This is a genomic window from Microbacterium sp. p3-SID336 (assembly GCF_025143365.1).
Taxonomy (GTDB): Bacteria; Actinomycetota; Actinomycetes; order Actinomycetales; family Microbacteriaceae; genus Microbacterium.
In genome coordinates this window covers 1-15,226 of the sequence record NZ_JALXPE010000019.1, presented here as the reverse complement: position 1 = coordinate 15,226, position 15,226 = coordinate 1, and the positions used below count along the sequence as shown (strand labels likewise).

The 15,226-nt window shown below is 68.0% G+C and carries 9 protein-coding genes; 6 read left to right on the top strand and 3 right to left on the bottom strand.

Annotated features, from left to right (window positions below; genetic code table 11):
* The first annotated feature begins 40 nt into the window (after positions 1–40).
* From M3C17_RS07395 to M3C17_RS07385, 3 genes are read left to right on the top strand one after another with little or no spacing between them, the layout of a single operon-like run.
* Entirely contained in the window at positions 41–1,087 is a 1,047-nt protein-coding gene (locus M3C17_RS07395; RefSeq protein WP_259976991.1) for an ABC transporter substrate-binding protein, read from the top strand.
* Complete coding sequence (locus M3C17_RS07390) at positions 1,084–2,190, top strand: Gfo/Idh/MocA family protein (RefSeq protein WP_259976990.1); 1,107 nt, start codon at positions 1,084–1,086, stop codon at positions 2,188–2,190. The genes M3C17_RS07395 and M3C17_RS07390 overlap by 4 nt, the downstream gene beginning before the upstream one ends.
* The gene (locus tag M3C17_RS07385; RefSeq protein WP_259976989.1) at positions 2,187–3,608 is read left to right on the top strand and encodes a sulfatase; all 1,422 of its coding nucleotides are present in this window, start codon (positions 2,187–2,189) and stop codon (positions 3,606–3,608) included. The genes M3C17_RS07390 and M3C17_RS07385 overlap by 4 nt, the downstream gene beginning before the upstream one ends.
* 171 nt (positions 3,609–3,779) lie before the next feature.
* On the opposite strand, the gene M3C17_RS07380 is transcribed toward M3C17_RS07385, so the two are convergent.
* Positions 3,780–5,915 (bottom strand): cell wall anchor protein, encoded by a 2,136-nt coding sequence (locus M3C17_RS07380; RefSeq protein WP_259976988.1) that lies wholly within the window; start codon positions 5,913–5,915, stop codon positions 3,780–3,782.
* Between the two features lie 100 nt (positions 5,916–6,015).
* Positions 6,016–7,065: a hypothetical protein gene (locus M3C17_RS07375; RefSeq protein WP_259976987.1), complete on the bottom strand. Its 1,050-nt coding sequence runs from the start codon at positions 7,063–7,065 to the stop codon at positions 6,016–6,018.
* Positions 7,066–7,596: 531 nt separating this feature from the next.
* Between M3C17_RS07375 and dnaB the strand changes: the two genes are divergently transcribed.
* Complete coding sequence (gene dnaB, locus M3C17_RS07370) at positions 7,597–8,970, top strand: replicative DNA helicase (RefSeq protein ID WP_062637804.1); 1,374 nt, start codon at positions 7,597–7,599, stop codon at positions 8,968–8,970.
* 304 nt (positions 8,971–9,274) lie between these two features.
* Here dnaB and M3C17_RS07365 read toward each other — a convergent pair whose 3' ends face one another.
* Positions 9,275–9,637, bottom strand: a complete 363-nt coding sequence (locus M3C17_RS07365; RefSeq protein ID WP_259976986.1) for a hypothetical protein — start codon at positions 9,635–9,637, stop codon at positions 9,275–9,277.
* Positions 9,638–9,842: 205 nt separating this feature from the next.
* Here M3C17_RS07365 and M3C17_RS07360 point away from each other — a divergent pair, with 205 nt between their 5' ends.
* Both M3C17_RS07360 and M3C17_RS07355 read left to right on the top strand, forming a co-directional pair.
* A complete protein-coding gene (locus tag M3C17_RS07360) occupies positions 9,843–13,331 on the top strand; it encodes an AAA domain-containing protein (RefSeq protein ID WP_259976985.1) in 3,489 nt (1,162 codons plus the stop codon).
* A 148-nt stretch (positions 13,332–13,479) separates the two neighbouring features.
* Positions 13,480–14,772, top strand: coding sequence for a hypothetical protein (locus tag M3C17_RS07355; RefSeq protein ID WP_259976984.1), 1,293 nt, complete (start codon positions 13,480–13,482; stop codon positions 14,770–14,772).
* The last annotated feature ends 454 nt before the right edge of the window (positions 14,773–15,226 follow it).

The window sequence follows — 15,226 nt, the reverse complement described above, 5'->3', positions numbered from 1 at the left end:
CGTCCGTTCCTCCACACCCGATCACGTAAGGAACCCGAAGATGCGCTTCCCGACACCGTCCCGCCGCGTGGCAGCCGCTGCCGCCGCGGCCACCGCTCTCGCCCTCGCCCTCGCAGGCTGCACCGGCTCCGCCGAACCCACGTCCTCCGCCGCGCCCGGCGAGGAGGCACGCGAGCCCGTCTCCCTCAACGTCGGCTACATCGACACGAGCATCAACGGGGTGGGGGTCATCGCCGCCGCGAACGAGCTCGGCCTCTGGGAGAAGTACGGCCTCGACGTCACGCTCACCCCCTTCACGAACGGACCCACCCAGATCCAGGCCATGCAGGCCGGTCAGATCGACGTGGGCTACATCGGCGCGGGCGCCACCTGGCTCCCCGCCACCGGCCAGGCGACCGTGATCGTGCCCAGCGAGACCTCGCTCGGGGATGTGGTGCTCGCGCGGCCGGGCAGCGACGTGAAGGACCCCGAAGACCTGAAGGGTCAGCGGGTCGGCGTGCCCGAGGGCGGCTCCGGCGAGATGATCCTGGCTCTCACGCTCCTGGAAGCCGGGCTCACGTTCGACGACGTGGAGCGCGTGGTGCTCGACCCGCCGAGCGTCGTCAGCGCCTACGTCGGGGGTCAGATCGACGTCGCCGCGATCTTCTCGCCGCTGAGCGCGCAGATCCTCGATAGCGTGCCGGACACGGTGACCGTGGCCGACAACGCCGCCTTCCCCGACACGTCCTTCCTCGGGTCGTGGGTCGCCTCCAACGAGGCGGTCGACGCGAAGGCCGACGCGATCCAGCGGTTCCTCGAGGTGTACGCCGAGGTCAACGACTACCGCATCGACGACACGGAGCAGGTGGTCGAGTGGGCCTCCGCGGCCTCCGGCGCCCCGGTCGACCAGCTCACCCAGCAGGCGAGCATCTCCGGGTGGACGCCCTCCGACGAGATCCTGTCGAACAACGAGGACGGCACCACGTTCGAGCAGTACGAGTCGATCATGCGGGTGTTCGTCCAGTCCGGCCGCATGGACGAGATGACCGATCCCGCGTCGTTCGTCAACACCGAGCTGTTCGCCGCCGCCATGGAGGAGCGCTCGTGACGGACCGGGTGCGCCTCGGCGTCGTCGGCGCCGGGTTCGTCGCCGACTTCTACCTTCGCGCGCTGTCCGAGGTGCGCGACCATGACGTCGTCGCCCTCGCGGCACGATCCCCGGAGCGTGGCCGGCAGCTCGCCGACGCGCACGGCGTCCCCCACGTCGTCTCCTCGGTCGAGGAGCTCGCCGCCCGCGACGACATCGACATCGTCGTGATCGCCGTCCCGCAGGATGCACACCTCGCCGCGGTGCGCGCGGCCGCCGCCGCGGGCAAGGCCGTGATCTGCACCAAGCCGCTCGGGCGCAGCGGGGCCGAGGCGGCCGCCTGCCTCGCCGCGGTGATGGAGGCCGGCGTGTGGCACGGCTATGCCGAGACCGCGGTGTTCGCGCCGGCGGTGATGCACGCCAAGGCCATGGTCGACGACGGCGGCATCGGCCGCGTGCTGACCGTGCGCGCCCGCGAAGCCCACGGCAGTCCGCACAAGCACGCCACGGAGATCGACCGGATGGGCGGAGGCCCGCTGCGCGGTCTCGGCTGTCACGGCGTCGCCGTCGGGCGCTGGTTCCTGGAGGGTGCGACGCCCGTCGAGGCCTTCGCCTGGGGGGACCGGCTCGACCGGGACGACGTCGACTCCGAGGACAACGCGGTGATGCTCGTGCGGTTCGACGACGGACGACTGGCTCAGGTCGAGGCCGGATGGACCCATCGCCCCGGGCTCGACAATCGCCGGGAGATCCACGGCTCGGACGGCTGGCTCGGCGTGGACGAGACGGGGCCGGGCGCCCTCGCTGCGTTCGCGGGGCAGGAGCTCGACTACGTGGGGGAGAAGGCCGGCTCGACGCGCGGCTGGCTCCGTCCCGTGCTCGACGAGCCGCGCACGTACGGCTACCACGGGCAGTTCGCCCACTTCATCGAGACCTTCCGCGCGGGGGTGGCCCCGCGGCAGACCCTGGCCGACGGCGTGATCGACAACGCCGTGATCGATGCGGGCTATCGCTCGATGGCATCGGGGGTCTGGGAGCCGATCGACCTCTCCGGGCTGACGGGACCACCGGCCGAGATCACCACCGATTCGCATCACCGTCCCGCAGAGAGAGAAGCACGATGACCGACCGGCGACCGAACATCCTCATGATCCTGACCGACGACCATGCCACGCATGCGATCGGCGCCTACGGATCCGTGGTGAACGAGACCCCCCGCATCGATGAGATCGCGCAGTCCGGTCGCCGGGTCGATCATTGCTACTGCACCAACTCGCTGTGCACACCGAGCCGCGCCAGCATCCTCACCGGCACCTACAGCCACGTCAACGGGGTCTCCACGCTGGTCACGCCCATCGACGCGAGCCAGCCGACGTTCGTGTCGCTGCTGAAGGAGGCCGGCTACCGCACGGGCATCGTCGGCAAGTGGCACATGGGGGAGGGGCCGGGGCACGATCCGGAGAGCTTCGACTACTGGGCCGTGCTGCGCGATCAGGGCGAGTACTTCGATCCGCAGATCCTCACGCAGGACGGCGTGCGCATCGAGAAGGGCTACGCGACCGACATCATCACCGATCTGTCGCTGCAGTGGCTGGAATCGCTCGAGGGTGACGAGCCGTGGTGCCTGCTGATCCATCACAAGGCACCGCATCGGGCCTGGGAGCCCGACGAGGCCCACGCCCATCTGTACAGTGACCCGATCCCGGTGCCCTCGACGTTCGCCGACGACTACGCCGGGCGTGCTAGCGCGGCGAAGCACGCGACCATGCGCATCGCGGAGCACCTCACGCTCGACGATCTCAAGGTGGAGCCGCCGCAGGACCTCGCTCCCGATGAGCTGGCGCTGTGGAAGTACCAGCGGTACATGGAGGACTACCTCCGCTGCGTCGCCTCGGTGGACGACAACGTGGGGCGTGTCATCGACTGGCTCACGGCGCGGGGCCTGCGTGACTCGACGCTGCTCACCTACAGCTCCGACCAGGGGTTCTTCCTCGGTGACCACGGATGGTTCGACAAGCGGTTCATGTACGAGGAGTCGATCCGGATGCCGCTGCTGGTGTCGTGGCCGGACCGGATCGCGCCCGCGGGGCCGATGGAGCAGATCGTGACGAACGTGGACTTCGCGCAGACCTTCCTGGATGCAGCGGGCGTGCCGGCGCACGAGCGCATGCAGGGGCAGAGCTTCCTGCCGCAGCTCGCCGGGTCGGACGAGCCCACCCGCGATGCGTTCTACTACCGCTACTACGAGAACGACGACGAGAATCACCACGTCCTCGCTCACTACGGGATCCGCACGGAGCATCACAAGCTCATCTACTTCTACAGCGACGGGATGGGGCTGCCCGGATCGTCGCCGCACCGATTCGCGCCGGAGTGGGAGCTGTACGACCTGGACCGCGACCCCGACGAGCTCACCAACGTGTATCACGACCCCGCGTACGCGCAGGTGCGGGAGCAGCTGAAGCTGCGCCTGTGGGAGCTGCAGACCGCGCTCGGTGACGAACCCCACGTGAGCCAGCCGATCCCCGCGCGCCTGGCCTGACGAGGGCACGACGGATGCCCCGTGGCGGTGCGCCACGGGGCATCCGCGCTTCGCGCGGCGGTCATGCTCAGCGGGGGTGGGGCGGCGTCGCCGCCTCACGGAGCGGACGCTGCCGCGCACCGGCGGCCGTGTCTCCTCCCCCGAGGACACCGGCGCGCCGGGGCTCAGCAGCTACGCCGTGCGGCGACGCAGCAGACCGGCACCTCCCAGCAGGAGGAGAGCGGCGAGGGCCCACAGAGCCACCGAGGAGGCTCCGCCGGTCATCGCGAGACCCGTGGCCTCACCCGTGGCCGCAGCTCCGGTCGCCCACGCCATCCCCGCCGATCCGGCGCCCGTCGAGGGCGTCGTGCCGGGGTTCGTGCCGGGGTCGGTTCCCGGGTTCGTTCCCGGGTTCGTTCCCGGGTCCGTGCCCGGGTCCGTGCCCGGGTCGGTGCCGGGGTCGGTTCCCGGGTTCGTTCCCGGGTCGGTGCCGGGGTCCGTGCCCGGGTCGGTGCCCGGGTCCGTTCCGGGGGTGGTGCCGGGGTTCGTCACCGTGCTCTCGCCGACGACGGAGATGGCGTTGCCGCCGATCGTGATCGGCAGCGTCACGGGAAGCCCCAGCTGGGTGCCGCCGAGGATGCCGTCCTCACCGGACGTGGTGTTGCCGCCGGTCGCGGGTGCGGTCGGGGCGGTTCCGGTTCCGGTGCCGCCGGTGACGGTGGCGTCGTCGAGGACGGAGATCGCGTTGCCCGTCACGCCCACGGGGGCGGTGACAGGTGCCGTGACCTGCGTGCCGCCGAGGATGCCGTCCTTACCGGACGTGGTGTTGCCGCCGGTCGCAGGTGCGGTCGGCGTGGTTCCGGTTCCGGTGCCGCCGGTGACGGTGGCGTCGTCGAGGACGGAGATCGCGTTGCCCGTCACGCCCACGGGGGCAGTGACAGGGGCGACGACCTGGGTGCCGCTGGCGGTGCCGTCCTCACCGGACGTGGCGGGGGCGCCGGTCGCGGGTGCGGTCGGCGCGGTGCCGGTTCCGGTGGCAGGTGCCGTCGGAGCCGTCGTGCCGCCGGTGACGGTGGCGTCGTCGAGGACGGAGATCGCGTTGCCCGTCACGCCCACGGGGGCGGTGATGGGCGCGACGACCTGGGTGCCGCCGAGGACGCTGTCCTCGCCCGAGGTGGCGGGGGCGCCGGTCGTCCCGGTTCCGGTGGCAGGTGCCATCGGAGCCGACCCGCCGGTAGTGGCGCTGTCGCCGAGCAGCGAGATCGCGTTGCCGGTGACCGTTACGGGAGCCGTCACGGGTGCGACGACCTGGCTGCCGCCGAGGACGCCGTCCTCACCGGAGGTGGCGGGGGCGCCGGTCGCGGGTGCGGTCGGCGCGGTGCCAGTCCCGGTGGTGCCGCGCGTGACGGTGGCGTCGTCGACGACGGAGATCGCGTTGCCCGTCACACCGATGGGGGCCGTGATGGGTGCGACGACCTGCGTGCCGCTGGCGGTGCCGTCCTCGCCCGAGGTGGCGGGGGCGCCGGTCGTCCCGGTTCCGGTGGCGGGTGCCATCGGAGCCGAGCCGCCGGTGGTGCCGCTGTCGCCGAGCAGCGAGATCGCGTTGCCGGTCACGGTCACGGGAGCCGTCACGGGTGCGACGACCTGGGTGCCGCTGGCCGTGCCGTCCTGGCCGCTGGTGCCCGCGTCGACGCCGGTCGAGGGTGCCGGTGCTGCGGCGCCCTCGCCGTTCGAGGCGGACGCGGAGTCGCCGAGCAGCGATACCGCGTTGCCCGACACGGTCACCGGGGCGGTGACCGCCACCAGGGCCTGGGTGCCCGAGAGCACCCCGTCCAGCCCGTCCGTGTCGAGGGAAAGCACCCCGGCCGCGTCAGGGGCCTGGGGAGCCGCGCTCTGGGGTGGAGCGGCGGCCGGGGTGCTGGTCATGGAGTCGTCGGTGAGGCTGATCGCGTTGCCCGACACGGTGACGGGCAGGTTCACGTTCACGACGGCCTGGGTGCCGGAGGCGAGCCCCTCGCTGCCGTCCGTGTCAGCGACCGGTGCGGGGGCTGGGGCCGGGGCCGGTGCGGGAGCTGGGGCCGGAGCGGGGGCTGGGGCCGGAGCTGGCGCAGGGGCGGGAGCCGGGGCAGGGGCGACCGCATGGCCGAGCACGGAGATCGCGTTGTCCACGACCGTGATCGGCGCGGTGATGGGCGCCACCGCCTGGGTGCCGGAGAGCAGTCCGTCGTCTCCGGATGTCTCGGCCGCGTTGGCGGCCGTCGCGCCGAGCAGGGTGATCCCGCCGGCGAGGAGCGCGCCCCACAGGGCTCGCTTCGCGTATGTACGCATGATTTCTCTCCTGACATGACTGGGGTGTCTGATGGGTGCGCGCGAAGAGTGCGCGCGCAGCACGGCATCTGCCATCCGCGGGGGATGGCGCGACGGTCAGTCAGTCAGGAGAGACGTCGGTGTCGGCGACCGGGGCGCCGGGAAGGGCGTCGTCGGATGCGCCGGAAGCCCGCTCCCAGGCACGGAGCGGGGGCACGCCGTCGTCGCCGAGGCGAGCGTGGGCGTTCGAGAAGCCTCCGCCGGAGCTGGCGGAGGAAGACGGGGCGAGCGGTGCGCCGGGCGGCGCAGTTGACGTTGCGGGCGCGTGCTCGCCGGTCGCGCTCGGCTCCTCAGTGGTGATGGAGTCGACTGTGCCGAGCGGGGGCGCGGCAGACGGCGTCTGGGCGCGCGCGCTCGATAGGGCGGCCGTGGAAGCCGCGGAGACGCCCGCGACGGCAGAGCTGGTCGCCGGCAGGGCCGGTGTCGCGGGGACCACCGGGCCACCGGGCGTAGCGGGCGAACCCGGCACGACCTCCAGGACCGGCGGAAGCGTCTCATCGACGACGCCCCCGACCAGGCCGGCGGTGCCGTCGACGACGCCGACCACGTCGGTCACCAGGTCGACGACTCCGGTGTCGACCACGATGCCGCCGAGGATGGGCAGACCGGAGACCGCGTCGAGGAGCGGGTCGGTCACGCCGGAGACCGGCGAGTCGGTGAGCAGGTCGGTCACGGGAGCGACGACGGCCTCGGCCGTCTCCGTCACGGTGTCGAGCACCGGTGCGGCGACCTCTCCGACGACCGGGACCTGTGCCACGGCGTCGGTCACGGTGCTCACGATGGCGGGAGCCGCCTGCTGGACGGGTGCGACGGTCTGGGTCACGACGGGGGCGACGACCTGAGTCACCGCGGGGGCGACGACCTGGTTCACGACCGGAGCCGCCACCTGGTTCACGACCGGTGCCACGACCTCGTTCACGACGGGAGCCGTCACGGCGGTCACGGTCTGGCTGACCACGGAGGTCAGGCCATCCAGCGGACCGTTCGGCTGCTCGTCCGCCTGGGCGGAGCCGCCTCCCGTGAGGACGGTCAGAGCCGCCCACGCGAGCGCGCCGAAGCCACCCCACAGAGCGACGGCGGGTACGCCGCGTCGGGTGGCCCGAGTGTCCACGTCGTCCTCCCCCTCTGAAGGCAACGTCCGGTCGGCACGGGTGTGTCGATGGGGAGCAGAATACTCGTGGGGCCCCACCCTGTCCAGGGGCATTTACATCCGCGGCGAGGGGTGTCAGATCGTGACGCGCCCGGCGGATTTCCGGCTTGACTTTCCCCAGGTTCTGCACATGTCCCCCGTCGCGGGGCAACCTTCAACGCGCGATTTAAACTGGTTTTCATCCACAGGCTGGGGAAACGGGAAACTCCGGGTCAGGGCTAATAAAAAAGTTCTTGTCCCTCGCCGTCCACCGGGTTATCCACACCCGTTCTGCACAGACACTCCGCGTTTGTCCGCACGCTCTCCACAAGGTTATCCACAGGCTGTGTTGCACCCGGTGGAGACCGCTCATAGCGTGGTCGAGCGACCAAATGTCGGGGGCTCCTGTTTGGCTGGGGATGGCCGTCCGCGCGGCCGCGGCCACCCGATCGATCGCCCCGGTGAAGGCATGGCGGGGCGGTGCATCGGAACCGTCGCATCGAAGGGAACACTGTGTCGATCGCCGACATCTCAGAGGAGCGCCTGGGCGGGCAGCGCCCACCCGAGCGGACCCCGCCGCACGACCTCCTCGCCGAGCAGAGCGCCCTGGGCGGCATGCTCCTGTCGAAGGACGCCGTCGCCGATGTGATCGAGACCCTCAAGGGCGCCGACTTCTACATCCCGAAGCACGAGCTGATCTTCGAGGCCATCCTCTCGCTGTACTCGCACGGCGAGCCCACCGACGTGGTGGCGGTCACCGACGAGCTCATCAAGACCGGCGAGCTGAGCAAGGCCGGCGGCGCCGACTACCTGCACACGCTCACGTCGATCGTGCCGACGGCCGCGAACGCCGGGTATTACGCCGGCATCGTGTCCGAGCGCGCGATCCTGCGCCGCCTGGTCGACGCGGGTACGCGCATCGTGCAGCTCGGCTACGACGGCCAGGGCGATGCGACCGACATCGTCAACAACGCCCAGGCGGAGATCTACTCCGTCACCGGGTCGGAGACGGCCGAGGACTACGTGCCCCTCACCGTCGCGGTCGACGCGGCCGTGGAGGAGATCGAGGCGGCGAACGGTCGCGACGGCTCGATGACCGGCATCCCCACCGGCTTCCGCGAGCTCGACGAGCTGACCAACGGCCTGCACGGCGGGCAGATGATCGTCGTCGCCGCGCGTCCCGCCATGGGAAAGTCGACGCTCGCGCTGGACTTCGCGCGCGCCGCGTCGATCGGACACGACTTCCCCTCGATCTTCTTCTCGCTCGAGATGGGCAAGAGCGAGATCGCCATGCGTCTGCTCAGCGCCGAGGGAGCCATCCCGCTGCAGAACATGCGCAAGGGCACGCTCGACCCGCGCGACTGGACCACGGTCGCCGCGACCCGAGGGCGCATCAACGACGCCCCGCTGTACATCGACGACAGCCCCAACATGACTCTCGTCGAGATCCGCGCCAAGTGCCGCCGGCTCAAGCAGCGCGCCGGGCTGCGCATGGTCATCATCGACTACCTGCAGCTGATGACCTCGGGCAAGCGCGTCGAGTCGCGTCAGCAGGAGGTCTCGGAGTTCTCGCGAAGCCTCAAGCTCATCGCGAAGGAGCTACAGGTGCCGGTGATCGCGCTGTCACAGCTGAACCGTGGCCCCGAGCAGCGGCAGGACAAGAAGCCCGCGATCAGCGACCTGCGCGAGTCCGGGTCGATCGAGCAGGACGCCGACATGGTGATCCTGCTGCACCGTGACTCCGTGTACGACAAGGACGTGCGCCCCGGCGAGGCCGACCTCATCGTCGCCAAGCACCGTAACGGCCCCACGGCCACGATCACGGTCGCGTTCCAGGGCCACTACTCCCGCTTCGCCGACATGGCCCCCGGCGGCGACTTCAACTGACTTTTAGGTTCGGCGTGTACTTGGCAAAATCTGCAGCTAGTTGTCAGTCACTTGGCAGTACTGCCAAGTGTCGTGGAAGATGATTCGATCGCGACGGACGGACGGACGGGCGGCGACGGGGTCGATCTATCCGTTCGATGACAGCCCCGCGACGCAGGATCAGCGGAGGAGTTCCGACGCGCTGGCCCGCGATGATCTGCTGAAAGACCCGAGGTCGTCGTATCGCCTGCCGGTCGGATGAGCAGTCCGCGCGCCGCGAAAAGCAGTCTTCCGTCTAGTTCCGCACTCTGAACCAGGAAGGTGATCACGTTCTCGGCAGTCTTTGCGGCGATCGGATCGTAGCGGCCCCCAAATTCTCGGCAACGCTGGTCGTGGCGGAGACCATGGTGACGCTCGAGACGTATTTAAGGTGTTGCAGGGCGTCGACGACCATGTCGCTGCGCCGCACAATTCCGTTCACGAGCTCCGCCATGGCGAGCGTGTGTGGCGGGAGCGGGTCGGTATTAACAGAGTCGGGGACTTCACCTGCTGCCTGCAGTTCGCCCAGAAGCATCGCTATGTTCTCCTTCTCCCGAACGCGAGCCGGCCCGCCCAGCAGGTACTCTTCTAGGTCGAGGGGTACATTCGAGACGTGCACTGGACGGATGTGATCGATCGCGCGCGTCATGTCAACAGGTAGAGCCATGCACAGTCAAGCAAAATGGCTACATGTTGGGAATTGCGGCCGCCGAGCGTACGGCGGACATCCCGGAGATGCTCGACAATTTGCATCAGGTTGAGGTGCTCTTCCTAGATCCAGTAGTCGAACTGGTCTAAGAGCCGGCGGCTTCGAGTTCACGAGTACTGTCTGACATCGGCGATAGCCTTTGGGAATGGGTGGGGTGGAGAACGGTCCGGTCGTCTTGGACAACCGCTTTGTGCTGCCGCGTGACGAGCTGAACTCCGGAGGTCACGCGCGACTCTTCAGGGCGTATGACAACGAGACGGGGGCGCACGTGGCGGTGAAGCTTTTCGCGCCCGTTACCCATGTTGACCCGCGGACGTTGGAACTCTCGTGGAGCAATGAACTCGACGTATACAGCCGGCTCGAGGCGCACCGCAATCTATTGCAGGTGGTCGGGTTCGGCACCCCCTCTGATGGCGCGCCGTGGATTGCGTTCGAGTGGTGCGGCGAGGATCTCGGCGCTGTAGTGGCACGCGAGGCTTTGAGCTGGGAACAGCTTCGACCCATTGCGTTAGAGATCCTCGCTGGATTGAGTGTCTTGCACGCGAAAGGGTGGGTGCATCGGGACCTGAAGCCTGGCAACGTGCTGGTGGACGGTGAACAGGTGAAGCTGGCGGACTTCGGCACGATGCGATACCGGGAGGTGACGAACTTCGGGAAGACGATGAGTCAACTCGGCACGCGCCCCTATTGTCCTCCGGAGTCGGGAACCGAGAACCCGCTACCTGCGTACGACGTCTACTCGTTCGCTGTCCTGGTGATCTGCTGCTTGTTGGGTGATTTCGAACTGAGCGGCACCACCCCCGCCGCGGCGCTGGGCCGGGTGGCGGTGCCGGAACCCATCCGGTTGCTGCTGGCCAGATGCTTGAGCGACGAGGAGGAGCAACGGCCCGGGAGCGCAGGAGTGGTACTCGCCGAGATCAAGCAGATCGCCAAGGGCCAAGCAGTCGCGCAGGATGTCCCCGAAATCGGAATCCACCTGCCCGTCAATGTGACCCAGATCTTCCGTGACGTCACCCTCGCCGAGACGGCCGGCTTCGAAGAGTTCCGTCGAGAGTTCGGACCCCGGGTCTGTCTCGTCCGTGACCCGAAGTCGGTGGACAAGCAGGGCCTTTTGCTCGTCGGTCAGTCGCTGCTGGCAGCAGTCGCACCGCACGAGTCACGCGCCGGTTCAATCTTCGTAAAGCACGTGTGGCGGCCACCAGTCGCGCACCTCGAGCGTTTGCGCAAGCGCGGCGTCGGGGCAACGATCCGTTGGGTTGCGACACCGATGCGCCCGCTGGAAGCGGATGCCGCGATCAGCGAACTACTTCGCGTCCTCGCGGAACGCGAAGCAGCCAACCCTGAGCAGCACACCCGCGTGGAGGTCCACGACCGCTGGGAGAGGGTCCTTGACGCGAAGTTCGCGATTGCGCGTGAGCGAGGTAAAGACGTCACCTACTCTGCGCTGCGGGTTGAGGGGGCTCGGGTCTACCTCACCACTACTGACCGCTCCGCGGATCCTCAACTGGGAGAGCTACGGGTGATCCGCAGCACGACAGGGCGGTTCGTGCGTGGCGAGGTGGAAGCGATCGAAGGCAACGCGGTCGTGTTCTACGTGAACGAGGGGAACCCGGACGACCTGCCACGCAAGGGCGTGTTGGCTGTCGACGCGGAACGCACGGTCTCGAAGCTGCGGCGGGAGCAGGACGCGGTCCGTCGCGTCTTCGAAGGGCGCGCAGTTCGCGCCGACCTTAAAGACATTCTGAGCAACCCTGCCGTGAACCCGCTCCCTACCGAACACCACGTGAAGGAGTTCATCCAAGACCACCTGGATGACGCCAAACGCAGCGCTGTAGCGTCAGTGCTCGGCGCGCAGGGAATCAGCCTGGTGAAGGGGCCCCCGGGCACGGGAAAGACCACGCTCATCGCAGAACTCGTCGCGCAGCAGTTGCGCATCAAGCCGGACGCGCAGATCCTGCTCGCGTCGCAGACGCACATCGCCCTGGATCACGCGCTCAGCAAGGTGGCGAAGGTGACCCCGACGGCCTCCGTGCTGCGGATCGGATCGCCGGACCAGCTCTCGGCGAGCTCCGAAGCATGGACCGTACCGTCCCAGCTCGACGCTTGGCGGGCAGAAACCGAAGAAACCGTCACCGCATTCGTGCAGGACCACCTGCAATCTGCCGGCGTCCTCGACGTGCAGACTCGCAGCACCGCCACGCGGCTGCGAGCCCAGGTGGAGCGTCGCACTCGCACAGAATCGGAGCTGGCGAAGACGGAAGCGGCACTCGGCGCGGCGCGTGAGGAACAGGAGATCACGCGGGCTGCCATCGAGAAGCTGTTCGTGGCGGTCAGCAATCTCGACACCACCCCGGCTGACACCGCAGACGTCGTCGCACGCGACCTCGGCCACCTCACCGACGCCGTCGAGCAACTGGGAGTGGACTTGGAGCAGCGGTTGCCCGCGATCCGGCAACTGGAGGGATTGCGTGAGCGCGTAGTTCAGCTCCGTGAGCGACTCACTGAGCTGCGGGAAGACACCCAGCGTGCTGTCGCGGAGCTGCGGACGGTTGGCGATCTCTCGGATGCAGCCGATGAGGAAGATATGCTGCAACGGATCGACGAATCGATGTCGGCCGACGATGAACGAGTACAGGCCCTGCAGCTTGTGGCGGGCGAGTGGCTGGAGCGGTTCCGTCCAACCGGCGAGTTCCGGGTTGCGCTGCTGTTCCGAGCCTCGGTGGTGGCCTCCACGTGTGTCGCTCTGACCGGCTCCAAGGGCGCCGAGCGCGTGGAGTTCGACCTGTGCATCATCGACGAAGCATCCAAGGCGACGCCTACGGAACTGATGGTTCCGATGGCGAACGCCAGGCAGTGGGTACTTGTAGGTGACGAAAAGCAACTGCCGCCGTTCCTGGACTCGTCACTGGTCGACGCCGACTTCCTCGCGGAACGCGAGCTGACACGCGCTGAGGTCGACGAGCGACTGTTCACCGAACTGGGTGGCGGACTTCCCGCACAATCAGTCGCGGTGCTCAGCCACCAGCACCGGATGCATCCCGAGATCGGCAAGGTGGTCAGCGACGTGTTCTACGGCGGCGAGTTGCGTTCGAGCGCGCGAGAGGTGTCGCCGTTGGTCCAGCGAGCTCTGGGCGGTGCGGTGACCTGGTGGGACACCGGACGAAAGGAGAGCGAACGGCGCTCTGGGCTGAGCTACGAGAATCGGGCTGAGGCCCGCACCGTGGCAGAGCTGGTAGGGAACATCGACAACTATGCGGTGCTGCTCGGTCTCGACGAGGTGGAGGTCGCGGTGATCGCCGGGTACGCGGCGCAGGTGCGCACGTTGCAGGAAGTTCTCAGTAGCACGAAATCGAAGCTCAAGGTGGTGCGGGTCAAGGCCGCGACCATCGATTCGTACCAGGGTCAAGAAGCGGACATCTGCATCGTCTCCCTGACGCGGAGCAATCGTCGCGGCGACGTCGGTTTTCTCGGCTCTCCGGAACGCCTGAACGTCGCAATCTCACGTGCACGCGACGGTCTGGTGATCGTCGGTAACAGGGCGATGGCGGACGGGTCCGGTGATCGCCAAAGGTCTCGCAAGCTCGCCGAGGTGGCGCGCGCGATCACGGCTGCGGGAGGTGGCAATGGACGTTGAGGGTCGCCTGGGCGCCAACCCGGACGTACTACTCCGACGCGACGGGTTCCGACTACTTTCCACGCGGAGCGCTGCGATCCCGATCTGGCGGACCGTGGTGCGCTGCCGCGTTCTGAAGAGGAGTCCGGTATCGACGTTTACAGAGTTTGTGCTGCGCGCCATCAGCGTCGGCGTCAAACGCGCCGAAGACGTCGCCCGGTTTCTCAATGTGCCGGACCGGTTAGTTGACGCGATCATCGCCGACCTGCTGTTCGATCGATACTTAACGGTGGACGCAACAGGGGACGAGGCGGTTCTGCAATTAAGCCCAACCGGCAAGACGCTGGTGAGCACGCTGGTGCAGGAGCGTGTCGTCGAACGGACGGTTGCATACCTGGTCGATGGTCTGTCCGGCGAACCTGTTTCGGTGAAGCGCGACCTCGTGCTGACCGCCGATGATCTCGATGACGACCCTCGATTGGTCCTCAACCCCGACTCGGACGTCGACATCGACATCGGCCCTGACGACACCGCACGATTCCTCGGCGTCGATCCGGTGCGCCCGGAGCGAGAGAGCACACTGCTGTCCGTACTGGGGGTGGAATCGACGACCAAGCAATACCTGGCCGCGACGGCGCTGCTGTTCGAATCCGAGACAGACCCGCAGGACCGATACTTGCGAGTGTGCGTCGACGGTCGCCAGGACGAGCGAATCGAGACCCTCGCGCGAGAGCACGGGTTGTTGGATTCAATGCGGTTGACCCAGCGCATTGACGAGGACCGGCGCCGTGTCGATCGGCTTCTGCCCGAAGAGATCCTCGAAGCAAGGACTCCGGATGTCCTCATCGAGGACGCACTTGAGGAGTTGCGACGTCTGACCCCCATCGCCGCCGAGAACCGGAATGAGACCGCGCTCGACGCGCGGCGCTCAAAGATCCGCACTCAGTTGGCAGCCGCGCCGGTGCGGCGCCTTTCGGTGATGGAAGCCGCGGAGTACTCGGAAGTTTCGCTACTCGCCGCCGAGCAGGGAGTTCTGATCTCCGCGTCCAGACTGTGGCCGACCAACCGCGCCGAGCACTTCGTCGCGGTGATGCGGCAATTGCTGCAAGCCGGGTCCCCCATCACACTAGAAACCCCGCCGCGTCAACAGCTGTCCAAGACAGACGTGGCCACGCTGGACCGACTGTCGCGGGAATTCCCGGATGGCGGCATCGAGTTCAGTGATACCAAGCCTGCGCACGAAGCGAGTTTCATCGTGATCGACCAGACATCGATGACAGTGTTTCCAGGAGGACCGTTTGCTGAGTTGGCGACACTGTCTGACCGATTCGGCGACGACCGACCCACGGTCGTCCGTGGGTCAGAGCGAGTACAGGCTGTGATCGCGGCAGCTCACGGCGCAGCGCCAACGATGCGCGGACGTACTGCCGAACTATCGAGGAGAACTCGTCGGCAAAACTGAACGCGGATCGATACAGTCGAACCGTGCCAACCGTCAACTGCCTTCGTCGATTCGACGTCTGCAACGCGGAGAGCGGCAGACTGATCTTGTTCGGCGCCCACGGCAAGAAAACAACCGGGCGGAGACGATCTCGAGTGCGGCGCCCGTCGACCCGAACAGGTCGAGGGGCGCTACCAGCCAGTGACAAGTGATTTGTCCCGATCACCGAGGGAACGGTTTCGATCCACGCTCGCCGCAGGCGGAGCGCCTCCGCTTGGAGAGCGAGGGGCGCCAGTTCCAAGCGCGGAACCCGGGACGTAGGAATCCGCCATCTCGCGTGAAATCCTGATCGCGAAACCGACTGCCAACCATCACGGATTCCCCCGGTATCCGCTGCCATCTCGACCAGAACCTGCGCTGGCCCCTGCCGGGTTTCCGCGTGTGAACCAGTATCTGGCCGGTCGGCCGCACCCCC